The 26,991-nt window shown below is 37.4% G+C and carries 27 protein-coding genes and 1 pseudogene; 14 read left to right on the plus strand and 14 right to left on the minus strand.

The window, feature by feature from the left end:
* Positions 1–141: 141 nt before the first annotated feature.
* The 7 genes from NSQ61_RS00430 to NSQ61_RS00460 all read right to left on the minus strand — a co-directional run bounded on the left by NSQ61_RS00430 (position 142) and on the right by NSQ61_RS00460 (position 7,059).
* Positions 142–846 (minus strand): ABC transporter ATP-binding protein, encoded by a 705-nt coding sequence (locus tag NSQ61_RS00430; protein WP_094244608.1) that lies wholly within the window; start codon positions 844–846, stop codon positions 142–144.
* Positions 839–1,594 carry an ABC transporter ATP-binding protein gene (locus tag NSQ61_RS00435; protein ID WP_063387278.1) on the minus strand — a complete coding sequence of 252 codons (756 nt, stop codon included), beginning with the start codon at positions 1,592–1,594 and terminating at the stop codon, positions 839–841. The genes NSQ61_RS00430 and NSQ61_RS00435 overlap by 8 nt, the downstream gene beginning before the upstream one ends.
* Positions 1,591–2,583 (minus strand): branched-chain amino acid ABC transporter permease, encoded by a 993-nt coding sequence (locus NSQ61_RS00440; protein WP_094244607.1) that lies wholly within the window; start codon positions 2,581–2,583, stop codon positions 1,591–1,593. The genes NSQ61_RS00435 and NSQ61_RS00440 overlap by 4 nt, the downstream gene beginning before the upstream one ends.
* Positions 2,584–3,444, minus strand: coding sequence for a branched-chain amino acid ABC transporter permease (locus NSQ61_RS00445; protein ID WP_094246385.1), 861 nt, complete (start codon positions 3,442–3,444; stop codon positions 2,584–2,586).
* An 89-nt stretch (positions 3,445–3,533) separates the two neighbouring features.
* Positions 3,534–4,745, minus strand: coding sequence for an ABC transporter substrate-binding protein (locus NSQ61_RS00450; protein ID WP_327873884.1), 1,212 nt, complete (start codon positions 4,743–4,745; stop codon positions 3,534–3,536).
* Between the two features lie 395 nt (positions 4,746–5,140).
* Positions 5,141–6,406 carry an MFS transporter gene (locus NSQ61_RS00455; RefSeq protein ID WP_327856409.1) on the minus strand — a complete coding sequence of 422 codons (1,266 nt, stop codon included), beginning with the start codon at positions 6,404–6,406 and terminating at the stop codon, positions 5,141–5,143.
* A 35-nt stretch (positions 6,407–6,441) separates the two neighbouring features.
* Positions 6,442–7,059: an isochorismatase family protein gene (locus tag NSQ61_RS00460; RefSeq protein ID WP_063387282.1), complete on the minus strand. Its 618-nt coding sequence runs from the start codon at positions 7,057–7,059 to the stop codon at positions 6,442–6,444.
* A 240-nt stretch (positions 7,060–7,299) separates the two neighbouring features.
* On the opposite strand from NSQ61_RS00460, the gene NSQ61_RS00465 reads away from it, so the two are divergent.
* Positions 7,300–8,247 carry a LysR family transcriptional regulator gene (locus tag NSQ61_RS00465; protein WP_063387283.1) on the plus strand — a complete coding sequence of 316 codons (948 nt, stop codon included), beginning with the start codon at positions 7,300–7,302 and terminating at the stop codon, positions 8,245–8,247.
* A 91-nt stretch (positions 8,248–8,338) separates the two neighbouring features.
* On the opposite strand, the gene NSQ61_RS00470 is transcribed toward NSQ61_RS00465, so the two are convergent.
* Together NSQ61_RS00470 and NSQ61_RS00475 are read right to left on the minus strand one after the other, a co-directional pair.
* A complete protein-coding gene (locus NSQ61_RS00470; RefSeq protein ID WP_063387284.1) occupies positions 8,339–8,545 on the minus strand; it encodes a DUF1657 domain-containing protein in 207 nt (68 codons plus the stop codon).
* A gap of 75 nt (positions 8,546–8,620) precedes the next feature.
* On the minus strand, positions 8,621–8,836 hold the full coding sequence (locus NSQ61_RS00475; RefSeq protein ID WP_063387285.1) for an alpha/beta-type small acid-soluble spore protein: 216 nt from the start codon (positions 8,834–8,836) through the stop codon (positions 8,621–8,623).
* Positions 8,837–9,085: 249 nt separating this feature from the next.
* Between NSQ61_RS00475 and NSQ61_RS00480 the strand changes: the two genes are divergently transcribed.
* Complete coding sequence (locus tag NSQ61_RS00480) at positions 9,086–9,331, plus strand: hypothetical protein (RefSeq protein ID WP_327873883.1); 246 nt, start codon at positions 9,086–9,088, stop codon at positions 9,329–9,331.
* 83 nt (positions 9,332–9,414) lie between these two features.
* Here NSQ61_RS00480 and NSQ61_RS00485 read toward each other — a convergent pair whose 3' ends face one another.
* The 5 genes from NSQ61_RS00485 to NSQ61_RS00505 all read right to left on the minus strand — a co-directional run bounded on the left by NSQ61_RS00485 (position 9,415) and on the right by NSQ61_RS00505 (position 14,628).
* Entirely contained in the window at positions 9,415–9,612 is a 198-nt protein-coding gene (locus tag NSQ61_RS00485) for a hypothetical protein (RefSeq protein WP_063387287.1), read from the minus strand.
* Positions 9,613–9,704: 92 nt separating this feature from the next.
* Complete coding sequence (locus NSQ61_RS00490; RefSeq protein ID WP_340805638.1) at positions 9,705–10,778, minus strand: YheC/YheD family endospore coat-associated protein; 1,074 nt, start codon at positions 10,776–10,778, stop codon at positions 9,705–9,707.
* Positions 10,768–12,120, minus strand: coding sequence for a YheC/YheD family endospore coat-associated protein (locus NSQ61_RS00495; RefSeq protein ID WP_340805640.1), 1,353 nt, complete (start codon positions 12,118–12,120; stop codon positions 10,768–10,770). The genes NSQ61_RS00490 and NSQ61_RS00495 overlap by 11 nt, the downstream gene beginning before the upstream one ends.
* On the minus strand, positions 12,104–13,213 hold the full coding sequence (locus NSQ61_RS00500) for a YheC/YheD family endospore coat-associated protein (RefSeq protein WP_094244613.1): 1,110 nt from the start codon (positions 13,211–13,213) through the stop codon (positions 12,104–12,106). The genes NSQ61_RS00495 and NSQ61_RS00500 overlap by 17 nt, the downstream gene beginning before the upstream one ends.
* Positions 13,214–13,266: 53 nt before the next feature.
* The gene (locus tag NSQ61_RS00505; protein ID WP_144597088.1) at positions 13,267–14,628 is read right to left on the minus strand and encodes a YheC/YheD family endospore coat-associated protein; all 1,362 of its coding nucleotides are present in this window, start codon (positions 14,626–14,628) and stop codon (positions 13,267–13,269) included.
* Between the two features lie 120 nt (positions 14,629–14,748).
* Between NSQ61_RS00505 and NSQ61_RS00510 the strand changes: the two genes are divergently transcribed.
* The 12 genes and pseudogenes from NSQ61_RS00510 to NSQ61_RS00560 all read left to right on the plus strand — a co-directional run bounded on the left by NSQ61_RS00510 (position 14,749) and on the right by NSQ61_RS00560 (position 26,751).
* The gene (locus NSQ61_RS00510) at positions 14,749–15,876 is read left to right on the plus strand and encodes a DUF445 domain-containing protein (protein ID WP_158640161.1); all 1,128 of its coding nucleotides are present in this window, start codon (positions 14,749–14,751) and stop codon (positions 15,874–15,876) included.
* Between the two features lie 108 nt (positions 15,877–15,984).
* On the plus strand, positions 15,985–17,610 hold the full coding sequence (locus NSQ61_RS00515) for a spore germination protein (protein WP_340805644.1): 1,626 nt from the start codon (positions 15,985–15,987) through the stop codon (positions 17,608–17,610).
* A 24-nt stretch (positions 17,611–17,634) separates the two neighbouring features.
* A complete protein-coding gene (locus NSQ61_RS00520) occupies positions 17,635–17,868 on the plus strand; it encodes a hypothetical protein (protein WP_066248956.1) in 234 nt (77 codons plus the stop codon).
* Between the two features lie 15 nt (positions 17,869–17,883).
* Positions 17,884–18,993 (plus strand): GerAB/ArcD/ProY family transporter, encoded by a 1,110-nt coding sequence (locus tag NSQ61_RS00525; protein WP_144597092.1) that lies wholly within the window; start codon positions 17,884–17,886, stop codon positions 18,991–18,993.
* The gene (locus NSQ61_RS00530) at positions 18,990–20,192 is read left to right on the plus strand and encodes a Ger(x)C family spore germination protein (protein ID WP_066248952.1); all 1,203 of its coding nucleotides are present in this window, start codon (positions 18,990–18,992) and stop codon (positions 20,190–20,192) included. The genes NSQ61_RS00525 and NSQ61_RS00530 overlap by 4 nt, the downstream gene beginning before the upstream one ends.
* A 119-nt stretch (positions 20,193–20,311) precedes the next feature.
* The gene (locus tag NSQ61_RS00535) at positions 20,312–20,662 is read left to right on the plus strand and encodes a YlbF family regulator (protein ID WP_066248950.1); all 351 of its coding nucleotides are present in this window, start codon (positions 20,312–20,314) and stop codon (positions 20,660–20,662) included.
* Between the two features lie 179 nt (positions 20,663–20,841).
* On the plus strand, positions 20,842–21,258 hold the full coding sequence (locus NSQ61_RS00540) for a GreA/GreB family elongation factor (RefSeq protein WP_063387297.1): 417 nt from the start codon (positions 20,842–20,844) through the stop codon (positions 21,256–21,258).
* Positions 21,259–21,672: 414 nt separating this feature from the next.
* Entirely contained in the window at positions 21,673–23,034 is a 1,362-nt protein-coding gene (locus tag NSQ61_RS00545) for an IS4 family transposase (protein ID WP_094245809.1), read from the plus strand.
* 9 nt (positions 23,035–23,043) lie between these two features.
* Positions 23,044–23,142: pseudogene (locus tag NSQ61_RS20165) on the plus strand (winged helix-turn-helix transcriptional regulator); the annotation flags it as partial.
* A 3-nt stretch (positions 23,143–23,145) separates the two neighbouring features.
* A complete protein-coding gene (locus NSQ61_RS00550; protein ID WP_340805646.1) occupies positions 23,146–24,201 on the plus strand; it encodes an ROK family protein in 1,056 nt (351 codons plus the stop codon).
* 95 nt (positions 24,202–24,296) lie between these two features.
* Positions 24,297–25,160 carry a Cof-type HAD-IIB family hydrolase gene (locus tag NSQ61_RS00555; protein WP_094244621.1) on the plus strand — a complete coding sequence of 288 codons (864 nt, stop codon included), beginning with the start codon at positions 24,297–24,299 and terminating at the stop codon, positions 25,158–25,160.
* Positions 25,161–25,257: 97 nt separating this feature from the next.
* Positions 25,258–26,751: a coproporphyrinogen III oxidase gene (locus NSQ61_RS00560; protein WP_130158840.1), complete on the plus strand. Its 1,494-nt coding sequence runs from the start codon at positions 25,258–25,260 to the stop codon at positions 26,749–26,751.
* Positions 26,752–26,991: the final 240 nt, after the last annotated feature.

Below are 26,991 nucleotides of genomic sequence, written 5' to 3' on the forward strand. Positions count from 1 at the left end.
TAATAGTACGAGGATCTATAAAAATTGTTTGCGCAGTTCTAACATCGTTATCGTTTTGCTTGGAGATTAAAAAAATAAGGATATATGCTCGTATATTGAACATATATCCTCATATTCTTCCAAATGTTATGTGGTGTTTTTCTATACCCCAAGATATTTATGTTGTATTTCATTATTTTTCATTAATTCATCTGGGCTGCCCTGCCATACAATAGTACCTTTGTTCATAATTAAAATTTCATCTGCTACTTTGCATGCAAGTGATATATTTTGCTCAACCATTAAGATCGAGAGTCCTTCCTGCTTCAGTTTTACAACTATATCGCCGACCTGATCGATAATGACAGGGGCTAATCCTTCCGATGGTTCATCCATTAATAAAAAACTGGGATTTGTCATCAAAGCTCTTCCGATTGCAAGCATCTGCTGTTGTCCGCCTGATAGCTCAGTACCCATATTTTTTTCTCTTTCTTTTAAAACAGGAAATAATTCATATACCCTTTCCAAATCCCAATTATTATTTCGGTCTATTAAATTTTTACGGGCAGCCATTGTCAAGTTTTCACGAATGGTAAGAGAAGGGAAAATCCGCCTTCCTTGTGGAACGAATCCAATTCCAAGGCACGAAATTTGATGAGGCAACAGGTTATTCAGCTGCCGTTCCTTAAATTGAATTTTTCCCCTCCGCGGTTTAAGCAGCCCGGCAATCGTATGAATCGTTGTTGATTTACCTGCTCCATTTCTCCCAAGAAGAGCAACACATTTCTTGCTTGGAACTGAAAATGAAACGCCTTGAAGAATATGACTCGTTCCGTAGTAAGAATGGACATTTTGAAGCTCAAGCATGAGCTTTTGCACCTCCCCCAAAGTAAATTTTCCTTACTTCTTCATTGTTTCGAACTTCTTCGGGAGTGCCGCTTAATATCACTTCTCCGTGATGAAGAACAGTAATTCTGTCAGCAATGGAAAATACAACATCCATATCATGTTCAATAATTAGTATAGATACCGTCCGAGGAAGCTTTTGAATCATTTCAGCTGTCTGTGCAGTTTCTGCTGGAGACATTCCTGATGTCGGTTCATCCAAAAGCAAGATCTTCGGTTTAGACGCCATCGCTAGCAAAATCTCAAGAAGTCGCTGCTCTCCATAGGAAAGATTGTTCACCTTGACATTTCTGCGTGTAGAAATCTCCCATTGTGCAAGGATTTCATCTGTTTCTTTTTTGAGGTCGATATGCTTTGTCAACGCATGAAACATTTGGTAGCGATATCGTTTCGTTGCTGTTAAAGCAAGATGAAGATTTTCTTCGACTGTCAAATTTCCGAACAAGTTGTTTTTTTGAAACGTTCGCGACATTCCTAAATGAACCAATTTACTGGAAGGCATATTGCTTATTTCTTGCCCTTCCAAAAATATTTTTCCTGAGTCAATTGGCAGGACATTTGTAATACAATTAAAAAGAGTTGTTTTCCCCGCACCGTTAGGGCCGATGATAACATGGCGTTCTCCTGGCTGAACTTCCAATGACACGTTTTGAAGAACTTGTAATGTTTTGAATGATTTGTTTATATTTTCTACTTTTAATATACTCAATTGACTACCTCCTCTTTTTCAACATGCTGCGGAGCGTAATCATCGCTATTTTTTCGTTTTTTATAAAAAATCTTAGATTTCAATAAAGCAAACCAATGGATAATTCCACCTTTGCCAACCAGCACAAGAATCACTAACAGGGCTCCCATTATAATTGGCCACCGTTCTGTGTACGTGCTGATAAAGTTCTGTAAAAAAATGAATAGGCCAGCTCCGATTGCCGGACCAATCAGCGTACCAACTCCTCCAATTATTACCATCATCATAACTTGACCCGAAAACATCCAACTCGATACATCTGGGCTTACAAAAAGGTTGTAAAATCCGTATAAAGATCCTGCAAATCCTGCTAGGGCTCCGGAAAATGTATATGTTAAAAGCTTATAAATGCGTACATCGTACCCCAATGCACTCATTCGTGCTTCGTTTTCCATTATTCCTTTGACAATTTTACCGACTGGAGATTCAACAAAAAATCTAAGCAGTAAATAAACAATAATAAAAGCTGCTGCCATTACGGAATAAATCCCTATAGGACTGACAATTTCGCCAAAACCGAGATTCAAAGGAGCGGAAACTTTCATGCCGTCTGCTCCGCCAGTCCATTGCTTTAATTGCCAAGCCAGAGCAAACAGCAATTGTCCGAAAGCAAGAGTAATCATTAAAAAGTAAAATTTCGAAGTGCGTATAAATATCGCGCCAGTAACTAATGCAAGAAGACCAGATAAGCAGATAGAAAAAAATAGTAACAAGTAGGAATTTGGAATATGCGGTCCGAGAAGTGCCACGGTATAGGCTCCAATTCCGAAAAATCCTGCATGACCTAGTGAAACCATTCCTGCATACCCCATTATTAAACCAAGACTCATGGCAAAAATAGCCATAATGAAGATTTCGGAAACAAGATCTATCCCATACACACTTAAAACGAAGGGCAGAACGAAAGCAATAAGCAGAAATACAATGAAAATTAAAATATTCTTTTTCAACTATGCCACCTCCCTTCCAAATAGCCCTTGAGGACGGATAATTAATACTACAACCATGAGAAGAAATACGATTAGCATTGATAATGAAGGAAACCAAATCTTGCCGAAGGTCTCAATCAATCCGATGAGAATTGCACCAATGAAAGAGCCTTTCCACGAACCTAAGCCGCCGATCACTACAACAATTAATGATGTAACGAGAATGTCTGATTCCATACCTGTATACATCCCGATTAACGGTCCTCCTAATACTCCGCTCAACGCAGCTAGTCCTGCACCGAAAGCAAAAACTCCAGTAAATACGACCCCAACATTTATTCCAAGAGCTGAAACCATTGCCCTGTCATCCACACCTGCACGAATAATCGCGCCGATTCTAGTTTTGCTCTCAAAATACCAAAGAAGCAGCGCTAGCAGACAGCCAATTAAAACAACAAACAACCGATAAAAAGGGAAAACCATCGGTCCAATGGAGATCGACGAATCGAGCAAAGCAGGGACAGCCATCGTTTGAGGCTCTGTACCCCAAATCCACTTTGCGGTATCCGCAATAACGAAGGCTAAACCAAATGTGAGCAGCACCTGCTCAAGCTCTTTTCCATAAATTTGTCGAATAAATAATTTTTCAATAATAATCCCGATCACAGCCGTAACAGCAACTGATAACAATAAAGCAATCCAAAAACTGAATTGTTGATTCATAAAGGTAAAGGCCATATAGGATCCAAGTAAAAATAATGTACCGTGCGCCAAGTTAACAATATTCATAACTCCTAAAATAATCGTCAACCCTGCTGCTATCATAAAATACAGCATCCCATACGCTAATCCCGTTAATAGCTGTACAGAAAATATAGACAATGACAAAACGATCCCCCACTTTCTCAATTTATGAAACGACAAATTGGGACTGGAGAACTTTGCCCCAGATCCCAATCCGGTTACATGGACTAATTTGCAGGAGCTTTTTCAGGCATCGTTACTTTTTCGACTGTCTCCAGTACTTCAGGGACAATTTGATTATCCTTTTTTGTGTTCTTTGCGATGTAGAAATTCTGTATTGGGTTGTTCGTTTTTGGATCAATCGTAATTGGTCCGCGTGGGCTGTCAAAGGAAATCCCTTTAAGGACTTTTATTAAATCCTCTGCATTTGTGCTTCCTGCTTCTTTAATCGCTATATCTATGACTTTTGCGGAGTCATAGCCTCCCACTGAAAAAGTGTTTGGCAGCTTTCCGTATTTTTCCTGATATGCCTCTACAAACTTTTTGTTTTCATCATTTTCTAGCCAAGGCGAGTACAGGATGCCAGAAATGATTCCTTCTGCTGCTTCACCAGTAGGTTCGAGGATCAGTTGATCGCCAAATTCCATTGGACCTGACAGCGGAATTTTTCCCTTTAAGCCAAAATCATTGTATTGCTGAACAAACCGAATTCCATCGCTGCCTGCCATGAATGTAAAAACTAGTTCAGGCTTTACTTGGGCTACATCAGTAAGATACGTTGCGAAATCATTCGTTCCTAATTTAGGGTATATTTCTTTTACTACCTTACCGCCAGCAGCTTCAAAAGCTTCTTTAAAAGCGGAAACAACTTCCTTTCCTGCAGGGTAGTCGGGTGCAATCGCTACCGCTGTTTTTCCAACATTTTTTGCTAAATATTCTCCAGCACTGCTGCCATTTTGCCAGTTGGAAAATGACAGGCGGTAAATGTAATCGCTTTTTTTGCTCCAGGAAAGATCGTTTCCGGCAGCATTGGCATCAATTAATATAATTTTGTCTTTCTCCACCTCGTCTCTCAATGCGTAAGCGACTGCTGAAGAAATTGGTCCAACAAGTATATCTACTTTTTCATTCTTGACTAATTGGCGATATTTCCTTAAAGCAACTTGCGGGTTTGCTTCATCATCTTCAAATTTTATTTCCACCTTTTTTCCGCCCAACTTGTTATCATTTTCTTCAAGATAAAGGTTAAATCCGTTTTTAATGCTTTCCGCAAGCGGAGCGAATGTTCCAGTTGAAGAAAGGATGACGCCAATTTTGATTGTATCTTTTTCACCGCTGGAATTAGACTTGCTATTGCTTACAGCCGATCCTGAACAACCTGATAAAATCAACATTATAGTAATAAAAAGAACACTCAAAAATTTACCTTTTCCCACCATTTTATACCCCCCTAAAAGCATTAGTTAAACGCTTTCATTTTTTGGATTGCAAGGTTAAAAAGCTTTTCCCTCCCTTATTTATATTTTTAATATTCCAAATTTTTTTATTATTGTTTTTTATATTATTGCTTGCAGATTGTCTTCACAACATCGTTGTTTCAGAATGTGCAACGAATGAATAATTTTTATAATTTTAAAATAAACAGCTGTCCAGAAAGATGATTCTTATCGCACTTAGCAAATTTATAAATTCCTAATGTGACTATGACTGTTTCGGTTAAAGCAGAAGCTGTTTATTCGGATTAAAATTGTTTATATGAAAAACACGCGAAAAGAGCTATACATCCCAATTTTACTGAATTGCTCCTTAACAACTTATCTCCCTATATCGAAAATTAAATGGAAACAGCATTTCCTTTTTTTACTTTAGTGGGCGCAGTTTCTTTTATAAAACAAACAATGCCGAGACATACTATTAAGCCTCCAAGAGCAAGGAGAAGCGTTTTCTCGATGCCATAATTTTGCGCAATGAACCCGCTTAATGCCGGCATCACTCCGCCGCCAAAAATCTCGCCGATCCCAATAGGAATACCCGCTGCAGAAGCAGCAAGAGAAGGCGGCACTGACTCAACCGGTACAGGACCTGCCATTAAGCATAAACTTCCAAAGGCAAGCAATGCTAATATAAACAGAAGCATAAACAGTAAAACGGGTTGAGCGCCGATGTTCATGAAAATAAGGAGAACAATTATTGCTAAAATGAAAGCTGCAATCAAAGTTGTTTTTCTTCCGAGCAAGTCAGAAATCCCCGGAAGGATTAATTGCCCCAGGAATCCACCGAACCCAATTCCTGAAATCACAAAGCCCATTTGAGCAACAGAAAAATGTAAATAATCTGTAAAATAGTTAGGCAGCATCGCGCTTAAAACAAAAACACAGCACATGATTCCAATCAATCCGATCATAGATAAGTTGACATTGCGAGAACGAAAGATCTTGATCCAAGGCGTCCGTTCCGTTTTTCCCATTTCTGACAACTGGCTTTTGTCAAGACTGTTTGACATTACATGATCTGGTTCACGAATTGTGCGATGCAACAAATAAGCAACGATCAATCCGGGAACAGCTACAACAGCAAATACCCAGTGCCATGAAGGAACAATGCCTAACAATTGAGTAGCAATAATTGGGCCTAAACCTAGACCAAATAGAGCAAATGTACTTTGCTGAACCCCCATATTAAACCCTCTTCTTTTCGGATGAGAGGCTTCAGCTGTTGCCGCAACACTAACCGAACAAAATGCACCTTCAAAAACACCCATGGCAGCTCTTATAAACAGTAAACTCATCAATCCGGCAGCTAAGCCTGTAAAGCCAACTAATAACGAAAAAATAATCATAGCGGGTACTAAAATAACACGTCTTCCGACTTTGTCTGATACACCGCCCATAATAATGGAAAACAAACCCCAGAAAACTCCCGTGATCGCGACAATGATGCCTAAATCTTGATAGTTTAAATTTAGATCATTCATCATTACTGGGAATAGAGGACTAATGATCCATCTATCTAGTCCCACAAGTCCAAAACCAATGGCGAGAAGAGGAACAGACTTTTTTTCATATGACCGATCCCATTTATTCAACATGTTTTCTCGCATATTCACTCCAACTCCCTAAATGTATTAATTGATATCTAATTTTTTTCGATTTGTTGAATAAGCTCTTCTGTTGACATAACTCGTCCAAAAACTTTATCGATAACAGTTAATGTTGCCTGATGAGAAGCATCGTCAAATCCGCCGCAGGCATCCCCGACAAAGACTACTTTGAAATCACGCATAAAAGCGCTTCTAGCTGTACTTTCGCAGCAGACGTTCGTAACTGTTCCTGTAATAATGACAGTATCCACTATTCCTGCTCCTCGGATGTTCCGTATAATAGTTTCCAATTGTGTATTGTAAAAAGCGTCATATCTATGTTTTTGGATGGTTATTTCGCTTGGAAGCGGTTTCAATTCATCGACCACTTGTACACCTAGTGTACCGCTTCGCATTCCTTCTTTCTTTAGCCAAGGCTGGTAAGCAACTTCTAATGGAGATACTTCATATTCGTCGAAAAGCACATGTGTCGTGAAAATGACCGGTATATGATGTTGGCGGCATGAATCAAGAATTTTTTTCATATTCGGCAAATTGCGGCGTGCCATTGGAACTTCCATGATGGCGCCTTCTTTGACAAAATCATTTTGCATATCAATCACAAGAAGAACAGCTTTATTTTTATTGAAATTCCATGCAATAAAATTTTCCATAGAAATCCCTCCATAATATTTTTATTGTTTTGAATTTTAAATATTTAAAGATATCCTAGTTTAAAAAAAGAAGCATTCACCATTCTTTTTTTAATTTTGTGAATATTGCTATAATTTTTGATATAGTATAGCATGGATTGATTATATGATGGATATAGAAGTTTTTTATAGCCATTTTATTATTTATTTCATCACTGCAACATATTTGTTAAGAAAACGGTTTCGTTGGAGGAGGTTAGCATGGATTTTGAAAGCTTATATTCTTTTTTAATGGTTGCTCGAACGAAAAGTATTTCTAAAGCGGCGAAACAAATGCATGTGACACAACCTACACTTAGTGCGCGCATTCGAAAACTTGAAGAGGGTCTCGGTTTCTCTTTGATTGAACGAAACTGGGAAGGAGTAAGGTTAACTGAAAAAGGGAGATATTTTTTGCCTTATGTTGCTCAATTTTTGCAAGATTTTAGTAACGCTTTAACTGTGTGTCATGAATTTAAGGTATCCTATAAAGAGGTTATTGATATAAAAAAAATATATATTGGAATTGATTCCTGGCTTGTCCCTCTTTTTGTTCAACACATTTTGGCTGAATTTCAATATGATCCTGAGATCGAGTTTAAAATTTTGTCGTTGCCAACAGAGACCATTATTACACTAATTGAAAATGAAGCTGTAATGATCGGAATTTTTTATACTGAAGAGCAAAAAAGCGTTTTTAATAGTCTACCGCTAATCGAAGACGAGATGGTTCTTCTTTACTGTTCTAACAATAGTTTTAAGATCGAAAATGATTTATCGAACATTTCTTTATTAAAAAACAAACCGTTTTTGCTTTTTGATAATCCAGTACTTGTTTATCACAGCAACATTACGTCCCAAATCATTCAGCAGCTTGAGATCGCGAAGTTTCACATAATTGATGATATGAATGTTATGATCAATCTTGTCGCTGGCGATTATGGTTATACGATTATTCCAAAATCGAGCATAACTCAATTTTTTGATCAAATTCATCAGGGAAGGATTCCGGTTCGGCTGGTTGACATAGGTACTAATAAAATACCTAAGATCCACATTCAAATCGCATATTTGAAAGCGAACGGTGCCTCAATTCCTGTAGAAAAAATTTCTTATAATGTGTACAGGCGTGTTGTTGATTTTAAACAGACAATGAAGAAAAATGAATGAAGATGAAGTCTAGAAAGAAAGAGGAATCTGAATTGGAAGGGTTCAAGAACAAAATGGGAAATATCAGGAGAGTGAATGGTCCCCTCCTGATTTATAGCTGTTTAAATTGCGGCTCTTCGTTTTGAATGTAATTTAGCCTCGCTTTTAAATGGTCAAGCACTTCCTGTTGTTGTTTTGCAAGGTTTTGGTATAACTGCTTAGCTTGTTGATCTTCTGTTTCCAGTGCGAAGCTATGTAAGTTTGCAACCGCACTTTCACAGCTTGAAATAGTTTCCATCAATTTTGTACCAACTGTCATTTGAAAAACCTCCTTATTCTCAAATAAAAGGAGACACGGGTAGTGCCTCCATAGCCATGAATATAAATTTTTTAGTTATTGTTGTTGGAAACCGCCAATTTGTTGTTGAGCAAGTGCAACTAAACGCTTTGTGATTTCTCCACCAACAGATCCATTGGCACGGGAAGTTGTGTCTGGTCCGAGATTTACACCGAATTCTGTTGCGATTTCGTATTTCATTTGTTCAAGCGCTTGTTGTGCACCAGGAACTAAAAGTTGGTTAGAGTTGTTGCTTCGGTTTTGTTGAGCCATAATTTTCAACTCCTTGTGAATTTTTTTTTGGCTGGGTTAGCTGGAGTTGCACCAGCGTGAATCAAAAGATTCACTGCCAAACTCGGCTTAACCCACCGGGATGTATGCTGTTCATTAAGTAGTATGAGTAGGATGTAAAAATCTATTCGAAATGAGAAATGGTAATTTCTGTTTTGTGTCGTTACTCTGTAAATCAGACTAGAAAGGGAACATTATACATAAATCAACAACAAATAAAGGAGTTTTCATATGCGAGCTTGTCCGTTATGCAATGGATTTCAGCAACTTCATAAGTATTGTTCCAAATGCGGAGGCATTTTATTGGATGCAGGGAAAATTACTGACTATTTAGATGACTACAGTGCTTATATGGAAATGGACTTGATGAAGCTTTTAGATGGAAAAAGAGATTCACTAAAAAATTATCAATGCATACATCTTTTATATTGCAGCCAATGCCATGAAGGAGAGCATGCAATCATTCAGGAAACATAACGAAAGGGGCTTTTAAGCTTTAAGCTCTGAATTCTTTTACAGCTAAAATTTAAAAAGCCTGATGTGTTTTTCAAACATCAGGCTTACTTTCCGTTATTTTTCTCTATGTCAAAAGGCGGTTCTTCTTCCTCGAGGTCCCTTGCTTCTTCAATATTGGTCGCATTGTAACGGTAGTGAACAGATCCTCCTGAAAGACCTTCATTAATCATTCTGTCAATGTCCATAAACGATTGATCACGACCTTCATATAGCGAATCTTTTACTTCCTTATCCTTATCCATAACCGTATTACCCTCCTTATTCACTGGAATTATTCATTAGGTTGCTCAGGAAAAGGTAAAATTATAAAGAGAATGTATGATATCATGGATGATTACAAAAATTTGTGGCTTGTGCATCCGTTTTTATCAAGTTTTTTGGAATCGATTCGATTTTTTGCTAAATGATGGAACAATTTGCTTAGCTGGACAATTCCGTTTTGGAATATGTCTTTTTCATCGAACACCATCGGTTTCGAATTAACCTCATAAATAAAAATATTTCCTTTTGTATCAATTCCAGCATCAATAGAAAATTCCCCAATGAATTGAAAACATTGAGAGAGTGTGCTGCCAATTTCATGGCAAATAATTTCCAGTTTTTTTGTATCGACACGGTTTTTGACAAAGGAGAAGGGAAGGATAGTGCCTCCATGTACTACATGTGTTGTAATGTTTTTAGATGCGCGCACGCCAATTCCCGAAATAACATATTTGTTTTGACTGTAATGAACGAGAATGCGCAAGTCGTATTTCTGACTGTTAATCTGATCGGAAACGATCTCCTGCTGCATCATATACGGCTCGTTTAGAATGTGTTTTATTTCTTTCCAAATATTTTCCAATGAAGATTCATTTTTTATAGAATTTACCGTTTTGATAATGTAGTTATGTTTGGATTCGGCTGTTATTTTAATGATTCCTTTCCCTTGGCTTTGTCCAACAGGCTTTAAATAAACGGAGGGGTATTTTTCAAAAAATGTATAAAAATCTTGTTTCGATGTTACTAATTGCGATTCAGGTATGACAGGAAGAAGGTGCTTATTTTTTTGCAAACAAGTAATGACATCCCATTTATTAAAAAAATGTCTGTTGAAATATGGGATGTTTTTTTTGTTTAAAGAGCGGAAAACGAAATCTGTTTTTTGAACTGTATCGCGAAACGGATAGCGATTATAGACAACATCTGGATATAGAAACTTTTTTTTCAACCAGAGATTTTCGTTCGGTTCATATATATAGCCGACAATCGATTTTTCTTTCATGCCAGAAGGTGTAAAAACAAAGCTTGAACTGTTCTGCTCAGTCAAATGTCTTTGTATAGCTTTAAATAACGAAATGTTTCCATAAAAAGAACCGCTTCGATCGTTATCACCAGCTAAAATTCCGACGAGCATTTCATGGGGCATCATAGATCTCCTCAGTTGAAATTGTTTTTTTCATTAAATATTCGGCATATTGGAATGGAAAGCGCAATGTTAGCCGGTCTTCTTGCTGCAAATCTTTATGCATAAAAATGGAGCGGCCAGGCTTCGAGTTCGCTTCAAATAGCCATATGTTCCCGTTATTGTCGATGCCGAAATCAAAACCGATTTCTCCGATTTCACCGTCCATTTTGCGATCAATTGCCTTGCTAATAGAAAGGGCCGCGGTGGAAAGTGAACGGTAAATGTCCTCTTTATTCAACGGCAATGATAATTCATGCAAAGATTTTATTGTTCCTCCGTTTTTTACGTGTGTTGTAGGATTTCCCTTTCCCGCCAATTTCGCAGCGATTGCACTGACAAGCCAGATTCCGTTTTCGTTCTTGTTTGTGTGCACGCGGAAATCGACAGGATTTCCACTCGATTTAAGAAGAGAAATGCCTTGTTGAGCAATATATTGATCTAATGATCGCTGTGTAAAAAAATGCTGCAAAAAGCCTTCAATAGAAGAGAACAGCTTCAACTGGCCTTTTCCGTTCTCATCATAATAGCAGCAAAGAATTGATCCATTTTTCCGATTTTTCACCAGCTTAAATATTCCTAGGCCAAGGCTTCCGTTTTCAGGTTTTAAATAAATCGTTTGAAAGCGGTTAATCAGCTGTTCAATTGTCTTTATGGACGGAGCATGATATGTCTCCGGCAAGTAATGCCTTACTGTTTCATCTTTGGATAAAATATGATGGATATCCCATTTGTTGAAAAAGCCTGAGTTGAAAAGCGGAATTGAGCGCATAAATAAGTTTTTTTTCGCAGACTGAAAGTAGTCTGAGTTTTCTACCTTCCGATTTGGAAGACGATCATAAATGACATTTGGAAATGGAACGGTTATTTTTACCCATCCGGATTCATTGAATGTATAGCCTTCAATCATCTCTAAATCCCAATGAATTTGATGTATCCCAAATACAAAACAAAAAGTGCCTGTTGAGCAGCCGTTGACCACTAATTTTGAAAAAAATATCGATCTGTCGCCTAATGGGCGCAAAAGGGATTTATAAAAACCTGCTGTGAAAATGCCGACAACGGGGCCTAAAAATAGCGTTTCACTATGGACTAAAGCTTTGATCCTAATATTTTTAGGTAAAAGCAGAGATTCGGCAATATCTTTTGAAATATAAATGCTTTGGCTGTCTTCGTCATGGAGAATAGAACGGCACGCTATTTTCCGTTTGCCGAAAGAGATCGATTCGATCGTTACATGGGAAAAAGAGCTAGGAAGCAAAACGGTTTGGTTTAGGTGGTCTGCCTGTTTAATTTGATAAATCATTTATTTCCACCCCGGTTTGTAGAGAGTGTTGCAAGTAGCGGGCATAGCGGACAGGAGCTTCGTACAGAACTGTTTTTCTCGCAGGATCTGTTTTTAAAACGACATTTCTCCCTGGTTTAGAATTAATATCTAGAATCCATATCGTTTCATTTTGCAAATCAATGCCGATGTCCACACCAAGCTCAAATAAAGGAGCAAAATTTTTTTCAATTTTTTGCGGAAGATGGTGAGCAAGCTGTTCGATTTGGTTATAAATATGGTTCAATCGCTGCCTTGGAATATCTTTTTCCCATTGTTCAAGGGAAACGACAGAACCGCCTTTTGACAAGTTGGATACATACGTATGTTTTTGACCGATTCGAATTCCTTTTCCTTGCATAATCCATTGACCGAACTCGTTTTTTTGAAATAAAATGCGCAAGTCAAATGGACGCTGCTGTTTGTCCTTTAAAGGGAGCAATCGTTGAAGAATGTATGAGTCAACTTGTCTCTTCGCAAGAAATGGTTTCAATTGATTGAAATGTTTCAAACGGACGATCCTTTGATTCGCTCCAATGAAAAAGTATAGAAATAGCGTCTCCTTTTCCTTTTTAATTACAAGCACTCCTTTTCCTGAACTGCCGTGAATTGGTTTTAAGATACATTCCTCATATGATTGCAAAAATGTATAAACTTGATCGGGATGTTGGAAATATTCTGTTTCAGGAAGATATTGATAAATGAATGGATCAGTTTTTAATGTTTTATATTGTTTCCATTTATCTGGGAATCCGTAGCCTAGAAAAGAAACATTTTGTTGTATTTTTAATTTTTGAACGGCTTTTTTGTTTTGAATGGAAGCAGCATCTTTGCCATAAAAACAGCGGTCATAAATATAATGTGGAAGCTGAAAAGTACTTCGCTCCCATTTATTAGATGTCAAATTGAATGTAAATCCCGTTAACGTACCATTTGCGAATTGTACGTCCAACGGGCGAAACATAATACATTTCATATTCAATTTTTTTGCCGCTTTTGAAATATTTTTAAAATAGGCTGCTTCATGAAAATATTTATTGACTAAAAATCCGAAAGACAAAAGAGGTTCTGCCACAAATATCCGCCTGCCTCCGTTTATCTATATTTACCCAATTATTATATGAATCGTTATGAAACATCATAACCGCTTATCAAGAAACAATAACGGATGATTGCTTTGGCAGACGGACGAATGGAAGGATTGAGAGAGTATTCAATATTTTTGGATGGCTTTGTATTGACTTCTAAAATCCATGGTTTCTGATCCTCACTTACAGCCATATCAATTCCAAATTCCCCGTATTCTCCCTCCACGTTCATTTCAACTGTTTTGGCGGCTTCCAGTGCTATTTCTGAAAGAATGCTGCAAAGATGTAAACAAGTGCTTTTGTCAAAAATGTCAGATAAGATTTTTTTTATTTTATACAGCTCTCCGCCTTTAGCTAAATTGCTAACAAATTGATCTTTAGCGGAAAGGCGGGCGACAGAAGAGGTTATTTTCCAGCCCTGATGATTGATTTTATGGCATAGAAACCTGAAATCAAGCGGTCGATTATCCAATTTGATTGTGTCGATTGTCTGCTGAATAATATGCGGTTCTCTTTTGAGATATGGAAAGAGATGTTTATACATTTCCTGAAAGGAATGAAAAATAATTGGCTGCTCGCTTTTACCGGGATGGGTAAAGTATATTTCGAAAAGATCGTTTTTATTTTTCAAGCGAATAATTCTTCTCCCTTGACTGCCGTTAATCGGTTTAATAAATACGTCTTGAAAATCATTTACAAACACTTGCAAATCTGATTTTTTTGTTAAAAGCATCGTTTTTGGAAGATAGGGAAGAAGATGCTGGTTGGACGCAAAAATTTTATGAATTTCCCATTTGTTTAAGTAGCGGTGGTTAAACACCGGTATATCGTTTGCAGCTGCAAATTGCAAAAACTTCAAATATTTTTGAGAATACTCTAATTTTCTTGATCGAATCCGATTATAAATCACGTCAGGACAAGGAATGGTTTCCTTTTTCCAATTTTGATGAGATAAATGAAACCCTTTCTTCTGATTTTGCTGCAGATCAGTTAATGTTGAAATACAAAAAAATGCGCCAATTTCCGCACAGTAATTCGCCATCTCTTTACAAAAATCATCAATATTTCCAAACAGGATTTTTTCATCGTCCTGAATAGAATCAATCAATACACAAATGACCGGTCCGAGTTTGAAGGTGTTGGTGAATTTATCATACTGAAGACGAAGCGTTAAAGATTTTATAGGAAGATGAAGAGCGTTGTAAATCTCTTCACTGGCATAAAGAACGATTTTTTCGTTTCGGATGAAGGAGGCTTTTGTTTTAACTGTTTCTTGGCCGCAATGTAAGGAAAACGTTTGGATCAGTGGAAGGGTCAAAGCTTTTTGCAAAGAATCGCTTATTTCCATATAGAAACCGTTTTTTTCTTCGAGTGGAAGCATCAAAATTTTTGTTTCTGCCATTTGAATTACCCCGTTTGCTTACAAATGTTAACCGATTTATAATATTAACTTAGGTAAATCATGCTATGATATCGTATGTCTGGCAGTTGATCTTGTGAATAAACAGTGAGGAAGATGCAAATGGAATTTATATTAACATCAGCTATGATGGTCGTAATTAGTGCATTTATTGGCGGTGTTACGAATTACATTGCCATTAAAATGCTTTTTCGCCCATATAGACCAATCTATTTGTTTGGAAAAAAGCTTCCCTTTACGCCAGGCCTTATTCCGAAACGCCGGGATGAGCTGGCTAGGCAGCTAGGAAAAATGGTGATCGAGCATTTAGTTACACCAGAAGGAATCAAAAAGAAAATGGAGGAGGTCTCCTTCCAGCAGAAAATACAATCATTCCTGCTTCAATCGATAGATGCTTGGCTTGCCAAACAAAAAACTTTAACGGAATTACTGGAAGAGTATGGAGTGTCCAACAGCAAGGAAATGATTACCACCCGACTTGAACGAGCGATTGAAAAAAGCATACTTCATTTTTTCAATACAGATCAAAAAGTCAGTCAGTTTTTGCCGCAAGAATGGAAGAAGAACATCGAATTGCAAATTCCTAATCTTGCAGAATGGATTGCAATGAAAGGCGTTCAATATGTTGAAAGTGATGAAGGGAAACAAGCGCTGCAAAGAATGATCGATGACTTTCTTCAACAAAAAGGAACGTTTGGCGGCATGATTCAAATGTTTTTAGGGAACTTGAATATCGCAGATAAAATTCAATTAGAAGCAGCAAAGTTTTTTCGTCATCAAGGAACGATTGATCTGATTGCTTCCATTCTTTTTAAAGAATGGAGCCGATTGCTTGATATGCCGGTTTCTGAGGTTACAAGCAGGATGGACAAAGACAAGACAAGCTTGTCCATTGCAAAACTTATTTCGGAAAAAATACGTATCTACGAAACATTGGATAAACCAATTTCAGAGCTTATCCAGCCGTATAAACAAGCAATTACGGAAAAAATGCTGCCAGCTGTCATTTCCAGCTCTGTTCTTTATTTGCAAAACAGTGTGGAACAGATTATGAAAGCTTTCGATATCGATGAAATTGTGACGGAACAGGTAGAATCCTTCTCGGTTGAACGTCTCGAAGAAGTTGTACTGACTATTTCCAAAAGGGAATTTAAAATGATTACCTACTTAGGCGCTCTCCTTGGTGGTATAATCGGGTTCGTACAATCGATTATCATTCTGTTTATTTAATCCCATGAAAACAGGCAAACCGCCTGCTTCATGGGATTTTTTACATATTAAAAGAACAATTGGGCACTTTACAAGTAAAAGGTTCAAAAACCGTTAGGGGGATTCGGCATGAGTTTTTTAAAATTTTTTAAGAAATCGATCGATAAAAAGTCATTTGAACAGCTATTAGCAGACAAGGAAAAGCAAGATAGCAGCGAGCAACCGCAAAGCAAAGAAACGATCAAACGCAGCTTGCATGAAAACTTAAAAAAAATTAGAGAAGCATTTGGCAACAGCAGCGACATTGTTACAAGGGAAATAAGAATAGGAAGACAAGGGGAAATCCGCGTCGGGATTATTTATACGGACGGTTTGATTAACAGTGAAGCGAATCATAATTTTGTTATGGAATCGTTAATGTTTGAATTGAGAAGAAATGAAGTGGATCTGAAAGATCTGGCAGGTTTGACGCTGCTCAATTATATAAAAGAAATGGTCTTGACCGTCGGTTCGATTGAAGATGTGCATGATTTCAACGTTATCACGAATGCTGTTCTGTCTGGAAAAGTTGTTTTATTATTCGATGGATACGAACAAGGCTTTGCCGTTGAAATGAAAGGCGGAAAGGAGAGGGGAGTCCAAGAGACAACAACTGAAACAACTATTCGCGGTCCTCGGGAAGGATTTACGGAAAATTTGCGTGTCAATACTTCCCTTATTCGCAGAAAGATAAAAGACCATCGTTTATGGATTGAATCAAAAAAAGTCGGAAAAGTAACAAAAACGGAAGTCAGCATTATGTATATTAAAGGGATTGTGAGAGAAGAAGTGGTGCAGGAGGTCAGAAGCAGAATTGAACAAATTGATATTGATGGAATATTAGAGAGCGGTTATATCGAAGAGCTGATTCAAGATGACTCATACACGCCATTTCCAACTATTTATAATACGGAACGTCCTGATATCGTGGCAGGACATCTTCTCGAAGGCCGCGTAGCCATTTTAGTGGACGGCACTCCTTTCGTTTTAACTGTACCGTCAATTTTTGTGCAATTTCTGCAATCCCCTGAAGATTATTATCAACGCGCAGATATAAGTTCATTAATTCGTTTTCTCCGTTTTTTCGGTTTTTTCACTTCGCTCCTTGCACCGTCTCTTTATGTTGCTATTACAACTTTTCATCAGGAAATGCTGCCGACACAGCTTTTGATCAGTCTTGCCGCCCAAAGGGAAGGCGTTCCGTTTCCCGCATTTATTGAAGCATTTCTAATGGAAATTATGCTTGAAATTTTAAGGGAAGCAGGACTTCGAATGCCAAGAGCTATCGGACAAGCCGTTTCAATTGTTGGAACATTAGTTGTCGGGACGGCAGCAGTAGACGCGGGAATTGTTTCCGCCGCAATGGTAATTGTTGTAGCATTTACAGCTATCTCAAGTTTTATGGTCAGCTCGTATGACCTAGCGATCACCGTGCGGATGTTACGATTTGTTTTTATGGGGCTTGCCGCATCTTTCGGTTTGTTCGGAATTATCCTTGGATTGGTGGCGCTTGTTCTTCATTTGAGCAGTCTTCGTTCATTTGGCGTCCCTTATTTAAGTCCAATGGCTCCGTTTACGCTGGCAGATCAAAAGGACGTTTTTATTCGTCTGCCCCGCCGTCTGCTTATTTTTCGACCACGAGTTTTTAGTTCACAGCAAAATACGAAAAGAGAGAAATCACTTTTTCAAAACGAAAATCAACGAAAGAAGAAATAGATTACCTAAAGGGGTATTAAATGAATGTGGAACATAATCGGCATTCTTTTCGTTTCTGCATGTATTTTTATAATCGAAGCTCTGCTGCTATTAAAACATAAGCTCTGGAAGGATTTTATTGTGTTTATCATTTTTCTTTTTTTAGGAACAGGATTAAGTATTGCCAGATGCATTAATTTTCCTATTCCAAATCCGATTGAATTGCTCACATGGATCTACCAGCCGCTAAGCGAAGCAGTGAACAAAATATTTCAATAAGAGGTTGGTGAAGGTATGTTAGACAACGGGAAAATAACAGCAAATCAATATAAAATGTTAGTTTTATTATTTACGATTGGAAGTTCAATTCTCGTTGCTCCTACTGCATTAGTGAATGATGCGAAACAGGATGCTTGGATAGCAATCATTTTTACGGTCATCATCTCCATTCTTTTAGTGCTTATGTACATTAAAATATATTCAATTTTTCCAAATATGACTCTTGTAGAAATATGCGAGCTTTTGCTCGGAAAATGGATTGGAAAATTCGCGGTTGCATTATTTCTCATGTATGCTTTTATTTTATCCGGTGAATTGCTCAGGGAAATCGGCGATTTTACAACTACTCAAATGATGCCTGATACACCGATCGATGCTATCCATATTGTTTTTATGGGAGTCGTTGTTATGGCAACCCTTTTAGGATTAGAAGTGATTGGACGTTCTTCAGAAATCATTTCATTATGGCTATTCATCCTTTTAGCAATCTATTTCATCGCGATTTTGCCTCAAATCAAAATAGGAAACCTGCAACCGATATTGGGAGAAGGAATGAAACCGATTTTATTTGGGTTTTATCATTTTATTAGTCTGCCGTATTTAGAATTAATCGTTTTTTTAATGATTGCTCCCTTTGTCAATCATCAAAAAGGAGCAGAAAAAGGATTTTTAGTAGGCGTTATAATTGGAGGAATCCTGCTTACATTTGTTGTCATGTTTTCTATTCTTGTTTTAGGTGTCGAAAATACAGCCAGACAAATATATCCGAGCTATGCCCTGGCAAGAAAAATTGAAATAGGAAAATTTTTTCAACGCGTAGAGGTTATTATGGCGGGAATTTGGTTTTTATCTATTTTTTATAAGCTAACCATCAGTTTTTATGCTTTTGTTTTAGGTCTCTCTCAACTATTTAAAATAAAAGATTATCGTTCGATTACTCTTCCTATTTCTATGATGCTGATTGTGTATGCGATCGCCTTCCATCCGAACATCGTTCACTTTTTTGAGTTTGTACATAATATTTGGCCTTTGTACTCTTTAACGATCGGGTTTCTTTTTCCTCTCATCCTGTTGGGTACAGCTCTAATGAAAAAACGTCAGCGTCATGTGAGGGGAAATAGATGAATAAGCGGTTGACAAGTCTTTTATTCATATTGGCGTCCATCATGTTGCTGGCAGGCTGCTGGGATCGGAGGGAGTTAAATGACATCGCAATCGTTTCAGCATTAGGAATAGACAAAGTAGATGATGAATTACTTGTAACGATACAAGTGATCAACCCGGGACAGGTAGCAACTGTAAAACAAGGGGGAATAACAAAAGCTCCTGTTAGAACATTCCAGTCGAAAGCGCGTACATTGTCTGAGGCGATGAGAAAAGTGACAACTTTCTCGCCAAGAGCCGTTTATTCAAGTCATCTCCGCATGTTGATTATTGGAGAGGATTTAGCAAAAGAAGGAATGGGGGAAATTATTGATTATGTAGTAAGGGGGAAAGAATTTCGGACAGATTTTTATCTCTCTATCGCTAAAAACACTAGAGCTGAAAACATTTTAAAAGTACTTAGCCAGCTGGAGACAATTCCCGCACATAAATTAAGTTCTTCATTAAAGTTATCTGAAAAATCATGGGGGCCTATCGAAACAATAGAAATCAATCAATTTGTCAACGAGTTAGTTTATAAAGGCATTGAACCTCATGTGATAGGTGTAGAAATAATAGGCAATCCTGAAGCTGGAGAAAAAATAGAAAATGTTGAAAAAACAAAAGCTGATGCGTATCTCAAATTTGGCAGTGTAGCTATCATGAGAAAAGATAAGTTAGTTGACTGGTTAACGGAGAAGGAAAGCAATGGTCTCCATTATGCATTAGGAAAAGTGCAAAGAGCAGTCATTAATGTGCCATGCAAAGAGAAGAAGGTGGCAATTGAAACGATCCGAACAAACAGCAAGATTCAAACAAAAGTTGACGGTCATCAGTTTAAAGGCACCGTTCAGCTGCATATAGATGGGGCGGTAGCCGAGGTTCAATGCGAACGAATGGATTTGGAGAAAATAGAAACGATAAACCTTTTGCAGAAAAAAGCTGAGGAAAAGGTTAAAAAAGATATTCTGACAGCTATTCAAGCTTCCCAGAAAAAATATGAAGTAGATATTTTTGGATTTGGAGAAGCCCTTCATCGCAGCCATCCGTCGATTTGGCATAAAGTTAAAAAAGATTGGCACTCTCATTTTAAAGATATACAGGTTCATGTGGATGTTGACGTAAAGCTAAGGAGAATCGGCACAATTAATAACTCTCCTCTTCATGAAATGAAACCGTAGCTTCCCGAACTTCTAAAAAATTCCTCAGGGTGTAAGGGAATTTTAAAACTTTTTTGACAGGCGGCCTTGTCATCCTTTATATTAGCTAAAAGGGCTCGCGGAGCGAGGAGGGATTAGGAGTGTCTAATATTTTATATAATTCCGCGTACGATTTGAAAAAAGCATTAGAACAAAGCAAGGAATATATTCAATTAAAAAAATTGTATGATGATGTCCAACACGATGAATCAGCGAAAAACATTTTCCACAACTTTCGCAGCACTCAATTAAACCTGCATGAAAAACAAGTAACCGGAAAAGAAATTACTGAAGAAGAAATTATTCATGCAGAAAAATGCGTTCAATTAGTACAGCAAAACGGCAAGATTGCTGCATTGTTGAAAGCAGAGGAAAGCATGAATATGCTTTTACAGAGGATAACCAGCATTATTTTGGAGCCGCTTGATGAGCTTTATAAAAAAAGTGAATAGTAAAAGAAAAGAATATCAAATCAAGGATTTTATTGAAAAAAGTAAAATATTTGGTAGTCTAGAGTGAGATGTACTTTTTGTGCATCTCTTTTTTCATTTTCAAAATTGGAGGGAACAGATCATGAATCAAAGACTCATTTTCCATTTTTTTATTAAAGAAAAAGGAGGTGGCATATTTTATGAGCCATAGTACGCTATCCAGCTTAAAAACGGCATTGCGAGAACAATTAACGCTTTTTCAGAAACAACAAAATGACAGAACTTCTCCAATCGGCCGATTTTATATGAATAATCAAAAAAAGTTTTTGCAATATGTAAGGGAATTGGAACAGCTTTTTAATCAAGAAGATGAAGATATTTTCACAAAAGTTTTTATTGGGGCGACAGTGAAAATTGTATATTTGGAAGAAGAGGATGAAGAAACATATACAATCTGTTTTCCTGAAGAAGCTGATCCTGACCAAGGGAAAATTTCATTTTTATCTCCCATCGGTAATCAGCTGCTGCTTGAAATGAGAGGAAATTCGATTGATTTAGACATACCTGGAGGAAAAACAGCTGTTAAAATTTCTGAAATCCATTATTTAGAAAAATAAATTATGAAACATGAAAGGGGAGAAATCCCCTTTCATACTCTCTTCATTTCCTCTTTCAGCATCGAGCTGTAGGAATTTCTAATAAAATATTACTTGCGAAAACCTTGATTCATTGAGATACTAAAATGTAAGGGTTTACATTACGAGCCTCTGTATATTTCGGGGTGGTTGTCATGAAAGATGAAAAAATTGTCGGCAGTTTCCAATTAATGAAATCATTGAATAAATCTTTAATTCTTAATACTCAACTTTCTCACAGTAAATTGGATTTCTAAGCCTTACGGTTAATGGGTTTGTTGGTTGTTTCGAATACTTCTTGACATAAAAATTTGCAAAAAAAAAACACCTCAACTTTTGGTATAGTTTAATTGTCCAGAAAAAACATTACCAAAAGCAGGTGAGGTGTCTCTTATTATGATAACGAATAACAGACTGAACAATCAACTACCAAAAGAAGTAAAAGCTATATTTGATGAACTTGAAATCTTAAAATATTTAAGGAAAGTGGGAATTAACAAGGGTTTCGGTTATTCCTGCGCCTATTTATTCCAGCTAGTTTTTAGTTTAGTTTTTGAAGGCAAAAATTTGTTTCGACTTCTTCAAAGTAAAAAAGCTAAAGATTTGCCGGAAAAAAACGCTATTTATCGCTTCTTAAATAACCCTCAATACAATTGGCGCAGGTTTTTACTTGTTTTGAGTACTTTCACCATTATGAAGGTAAGTAGTTTAACGAGACACGACCGTCCGAAAGTGCTGATCGTGGACGACTCATCTTATGAACGAAATCGCAGTAAAAAGGTTGAACTGCTTGCTCGCTGTTTCGATCATTCTTCTCAAAAAATGCGTTATTACAAAGGATTTCGTATGCTTACACTCGGCTGGTCAGATGGTGCTACATTTTTGCCTATTGATTTTGCTTTATTAAGCTCTACGAATTCCCAAATCAATGGGATTGATAACCGAATCGATAAGCGTACATCCGGTTATAAGCGGCGTGTCGAAGCTTTACAAAAAGCGCCGGAAGTTATTCCCAATATGATTAAACGGGCACTTTCTCAAGGAATCGATGCCTCATACGTTTTAATGGATACATGGTTTACCCAACAGCCTTTGATCAAGTCCATTGTGGATCAAGGGTTGGATGTTATTGGAATGGTGAAGGATACAAAACAAAGATATCAAGTGAACGGTGAATGGGTGAGCCTAAAAAAACTATACCAAACAGCTAAACCATCACAACATCAAAAGGGTATTTTGCGCTCTATTCACACAACGATGGCAAATGGCGTACCTGTTAAAGTGGTATTTGTCCGTAATCGTAATAAAAAGAGACAGTGGCTAGCTATTTTGAGTACAGACTGTACTTTATCGGATCAAGAAATCATTCGTATTTATGGGATACGTTGGGATATTGAAGTATTCTTCAAAACAGTCAAATCCTTATTGAAACTCCAAAAAGAGTTCCAAGGAAGATCTTATGATTCCATGATCAGCCATACCACTATTGTGTTTACAAGGTACATTGTTTTGTCTTGGCAAAACCGAGTAAGTACAGATTATCGAACATTAGGCGGCATTTTTTATGAACTTTGTGATGAAATCGATGAACTAGATTGGGCCTTTGCACTTCAACTACTCATTGAAATTCTTGAAGATGCACTTCAAAATGTAAATCAAAAGATTAAAAAATTCATCGAAAGTCAATTACGTAAATGGATTGTAGTTTTGCCTAATTATATCAAGGCTTATTTACCAAAATTGAGCTGCGAAAGTTGAGTTAATACAATTCGGACACACGGATCGATTTCAAGATCTGACATTGCGAAAGAAACAAAATTAACACCTCCGACAGTCACAAATATTGTAAATGAATTGTTGGAAGAAGGATTGGTAAAAGAGTGGCAGACCGGATCTTCCAGCGGGGGAAGAAAACCCATTTTGCTGAAAATCAACTCATCAAATTTTTATGTTTTCGGTATTGATATCAGCCCGAGGGAAATCCGATTTGCCATCACGGATTTAAACGCTCAAACACTTTTATATAAAACAATCACGATGAAAGAAGAGATGACGAGTTCACGTTTGTTCCAAATGATTGCTAAACAGCTTTACATTATGATGGATGAAGCTTGTATAGAATTAAAAAAATTTGTAGGAATTGGCATTGGTATTCATGGCAGGATTGACGCAGATGAATGTTCAAGCGGTTTTGCTCCCCAATTGCAGCATCGAAATGTACCGTTAAAAAAAGAGCTTGAAAAAGAATTTCGTCTTCCTGTCAAAATTGAAAATGATGTTCGTGCCATGGCAATAGGCGAAAACTGGTTTGGCAGCGGGGTGGGAATTAGCAATCTTGTATGCATTAAGATCAGTCATGGAGTTGGGGCAGGTTTGATTTTAAATAAGAAGCTGTTTCATGGAACGAACGGACTAGCGGGTGAAATCGGCCATATGTTTATAGAAAGCAGCGGTTTGAAATGTTCGTGTGGGAAAGACGGATGTTTAGAGGCGCTTGTTGGGTCTGAAGGGATAAAACAGCGTACATTAAACAAAATATCGCTTGGGTATAAAACGAAATTAATAGAACGGACAAACGGAATGATAGAAAATGTGAACGGAGAACTGATTTATGAGGCTGCATTAGAAGGAGACCTGCTTGCTAAAGACATTTTAGAGGAGACTGGCAGGTATTTAGGAATTGCCATCATGAACATTATCCATTTATTCAATCCAGAGCGGATTATTATTGGGGGCGGATTAGCAAAGGCAAAGAATTTTATTTTAACTCCGATTCAAGAAGTGGTTGAACAAAGAGCTTTGACAGAGCAAGCGAAAAAAACAGAAATTGTGTTGTCAAAGCTGGGAGATCAAGCGACGGTCATTGGCGCTGTTGCCCTAGTGCTAAATGAAATGTTTTCTGTTCAATATGAATCGGTGTCATAATGTTTCCCCTTCCTTTAGTACACAAAAGTTCTAATTTGTCTCACAAGGACATATTTTCATAATAGAATTTAACAACAAGAGAAGGGGGACAACACATGCTCTACCGCTTGCTTGCCTTAAATATCGACGGAACGCTCCTCCGTTCAAATGGACGCCTTCAGCATTCTACGAAGGATGCGATAGAATTTGTTCAAAAAAAGGATGTATATATTACTTTGGTGACGAACCGCCATTTTCAATCGGCAAAAAAAGTTGCAAAGGCGCTCAAAATAGACAGCCACTTAATTACTCATGGGGGAGCGTTCATCGGAAACCGTTTAGATGAACCTCTTTATGTGAAGCGAATTTCAGAAGAAAAAACATTTAATATTGTGCAAGTGCTCGAATATTTTAATTGTAATATTCGAATCATTCATGAGCGTTTTTCGATCGGCAACCGGAAAAAAATCTCTTCAAATCTTGTAAGCAAAATGCTATTGAATTCGTCAGATCCGCTTTTTTATCCAATTCAATTTGTAGAATCTCTTGCTGATGCGTTAATTGATGAGCCAGTAGCTGCCCCAAAAATTGATGTATATTTTGATACGAAGGAGGAATTGAAAGAGGCGGAAAAAACGATACTTGATTCTTTTTATGATGTAGATGTGATCGAGATTCATGACGGAAAAATTGAAATTGTTCCAAAGGGAATATCTAAACTGAATGGCTTGCAGGTACTTGGCAATCATTTAGGCATTAAGCTGGATGAAATGGTCGCAATCGGCGACGGCCTTGACGACTTGGATATGATCCAGCAGGCAGGTTTGGGGGTTGCGATGGGGAATGCTCCGTTTGAAGTAAAACGGGCAGCAGACTGGATCACGAGGTCGAATGATGAACAAGGCGTTTCATATATGGTAAAAGAGCATTTCCGAAAACAATACCCAATTAAATTTTTAAATAAAATTAAAAACAGATAAAAAACATCCGCTTCTTAGGATGTTTTTTTCGTATTGACTGAAAAAATCCCCTTTAGTACACTATAAGGAGTTTTATTCTATTCGACAAGGTGATCACATGCGCATTCAAATCAGCGGCATAAATGATGAACGTTTTATGCGGCCTCTTCAGTTAATATCTAATTTGTTTTTTGAAGAAGCCGAAATTTTTTTAAAACCTTCTGAACATGATATCGAAGCATTATTCAATTTCGAATTCAGACAAAGTGATTTTCGGTTGGCTTGCGAGCTAAAAGCAGAAGGAAAAACGTATGAAGCTTTTTTAGAAAAAAGCTTTACCGCAACAGATGAAAAAGAACAATTCAAACAAATGAAGCAGGCGGTATTGAATGTTTATGTAACAGCTCTTCAACAGTATACGGGAATTACGCAAAAATGGGGGATTTTAACAGGTGTCCGACCCACTAAGCTTTTTCATAAAAAGAAGCTTGAAGGAAGAAAAAATGAAGAAATTTATAAACAATTAAAAGAAGATTTGCTCGTATCAAATGAAAAAATTCGCATCATGGAACAAATTGTAGAAAAACAATTAACTGTTGTTCCTGATCTTTACAATTTGACAAAAGAAGTAAGCATTTATATCGGCATTCCTTTTTGCCCGACAAAATGTGCATATTGTACCTTTCCTGCCTATGCTATTGGCGGCAAGCAAGGAAAAGTTGATTCTTTTCTCGGCGGTCTGCATTATGAAATGAGAATGATCGGCGAATGGCTAAAAGAACGAGGCATCAATATTACGACCGTTTATTACGGCGGAGGGACACCGACAAGCATTACGGCAGAAGAAATGGATATGCTTTATGAAGAAATGTATACATCTTTTCCAAATGTTGATCGCATTCGGGAAATCACAGTAGAAGCCGGCAGGCCGGATACAATTACAAGAGAGAAGCTGAATGTTTTAAAAAAATGGAACATAGACAGAATCAGCATTAATCCTCAATCATATATACAGGAAACATTGAAAGCAATCGGAAGACATCATACAGTTGAGGAGACGATTGAAAAATTTCATTTAGCTAGGGAAATGGGCATCAACAACATCAACATGGATTTAATTATTGGACTGCCGGGGGAAGGGTTAAAAGAATTTGAGTTCACCCTTGAGGAGACAGCCAAATTGATGCCTGAATCATTGACTGTCCACACGCTTTCCTTTAAGCGGGCATCGGAAATGACAAAAAACAAAGAAAAATATAAAGTAGCTGAACGAAGCGAAGTAGAAAAAATGATGAATAAAGCGGTTGAATGGACAAAGGCAAATCATTATGAGCCTTATTATTTGTACCGTCAAAAAAATATTTTAGGAAATTTAGAAAATGTCGGATATTCCCGGAAGGGTTATGAGAGTATATACAATATAATCATCATGGAAGAAATGCAAACGATTATCGGATTAGGCTGCGGGGCATCAAGCAAATTGATCGACCCGGTTTCCCGGGAAATCACTCATTTCGCCAATCCGAAAGATCCGAAATCGTATAACGATGGCTTTAAACATTATACAAATGAAAAAATCAAATTGCTAAACGCTCTTTATGGCGAAAATTGATAATTTTACGCTCCACAACGTATCGGGTCGTGTTGAAAGGAGGGCCCGATAGAAAACAAGAGCTTGGGAACGTCGAAAATGGAGAACGATTTCCGTATTTCCCTAAAAACACTTTAGAACAAATTTTAATAGATGAGATCGCGAGACTTAATCATAAAAGCGATTGCGCCATTAGCCTGCAACAAACGTAGCCGGCAGACTTCAGACAAAACATACAAAAGCAAGTAGAGAAATACGAGC

The sequence above is a fragment of the Aeribacillus sp. FSL K6-1121 genome (genome assembly GCF_038003725.1).
GTDB lineage: Bacteria > Bacillota > Bacilli > Bacillales > Aeribacillaceae > Aeribacillus > Aeribacillus composti.

What these genes read in the sequence shown, in the direction of transcription:
- NSQ61_RS00430 (WP_094244608.1), bottom strand. Translation starts at nt 846, where the DNA reads ATGCTTGAGCTTCAAAATGTCCATTCTTACTACGGAACGAGTCATATT.
- NSQ61_RS00450 (WP_327873884.1), bottom strand. Translation starts at nt 4,745, where the DNA reads ATGGTGGGAAAAGGTAAATTTTTGAGTGTTCTTTTTATTACTATAATG.
- NSQ61_RS00455 (WP_327856409.1), bottom strand. Translation starts at nt 6,406, where the DNA reads ATGCGAGAAAACATGTTGAATAAATGGGATCGGTCATATGAAAAAAAG.
- NSQ61_RS00460 (WP_063387282.1), bottom strand. Translation starts at nt 7,059, where the DNA reads ATGGAAAATTTTATTGCATGGAATTTCAATAAAAATAAAGCTGTTCTT.
- NSQ61_RS00465 (WP_063387283.1), top strand. Translation starts at nt 7,300, where the DNA reads ATGGATTTTGAAAGCTTATATTCTTTTTTAATGGTTGCTCGAACGAAA.
- NSQ61_RS00470 (WP_063387284.1), bottom strand. Translation starts at nt 8,545, where the DNA reads ATGACAGTTGGTACAAAATTGATGGAAACTATTTCAAGCTGTGAAAGT.
- NSQ61_RS00475 (WP_063387285.1), bottom strand. Translation starts at nt 8,836, where the DNA reads ATGGCTCAACAAAACCGAAGCAACAACTCTAACCAACTTTTAGTTCCT.
- NSQ61_RS00480 (WP_327873883.1), top strand. Translation starts at nt 9,086, where the DNA reads ATGCGAGCTTGTCCGTTATGCAATGGATTTCAGCAACTTCATAAGTAT.
- NSQ61_RS00485 (WP_063387287.1), bottom strand. Translation starts at nt 9,612, where the DNA reads ATGGATAAGGATAAGGAAGTAAAAGATTCGCTATATGAAGGTCGTGAT.
- NSQ61_RS00490 (WP_340805638.1), bottom strand. Translation starts at nt 10,778, where the DNA reads ATGCCCCATGAAATGCTCGTCGGAATTTTAGCTGGTGATAACGATCGA.
- NSQ61_RS00495 (WP_340805640.1), bottom strand. Translation starts at nt 12,120, where the DNA reads ATGATTTATCAAATTAAACAGGCAGACCACCTAAACCAAACCGTTTTG.
- NSQ61_RS00505 (WP_144597088.1), bottom strand. Translation starts at nt 14,628, where the DNA reads ATGGCAGAAACAAAAATTTTGATGCTTCCACTCGAAGAAAAAAACGGT.
- NSQ61_RS00510 (WP_158640161.1), top strand. Translation starts at nt 14,749, where the DNA reads ATGGAATTTATATTAACATCAGCTATGATGGTCGTAATTAGTGCATTT.
- NSQ61_RS00515 (WP_340805644.1), top strand. Translation starts at nt 15,985, where the DNA reads ATGAGTTTTTTAAAATTTTTTAAGAAATCGATCGATAAAAAGTCATTT.
- NSQ61_RS00520 (WP_066248956.1), top strand. Translation starts at nt 17,635, where the DNA reads ATGTGGAACATAATCGGCATTCTTTTCGTTTCTGCATGTATTTTTATA.
- NSQ61_RS00525 (WP_144597092.1), top strand. Translation starts at nt 17,884, where the DNA reads ATGTTAGACAACGGGAAAATAACAGCAAATCAATATAAAATGTTAGTT.
- NSQ61_RS00530 (WP_066248952.1), top strand. Translation starts at nt 18,990, where the DNA reads ATGAATAAGCGGTTGACAAGTCTTTTATTCATATTGGCGTCCATCATG.
- NSQ61_RS00540 (WP_063387297.1), top strand. Translation starts at nt 20,842, where the DNA reads ATGAGCCATAGTACGCTATCCAGCTTAAAAACGGCATTGCGAGAACAA.
- NSQ61_RS00545 (WP_094245809.1), top strand. Translation starts at nt 21,673, where the DNA reads ATGATAACGAATAACAGACTGAACAATCAACTACCAAAAGAAGTAAAA.
- NSQ61_RS00555 (WP_094244621.1), top strand. Translation starts at nt 24,297, where the DNA reads ATGCTCTACCGCTTGCTTGCCTTAAATATCGACGGAACGCTCCTCCGT.
- NSQ61_RS00560 (WP_130158840.1), top strand. Translation starts at nt 25,258, where the DNA reads ATGCGCATTCAAATCAGCGGCATAAATGATGAACGTTTTATGCGGCCT.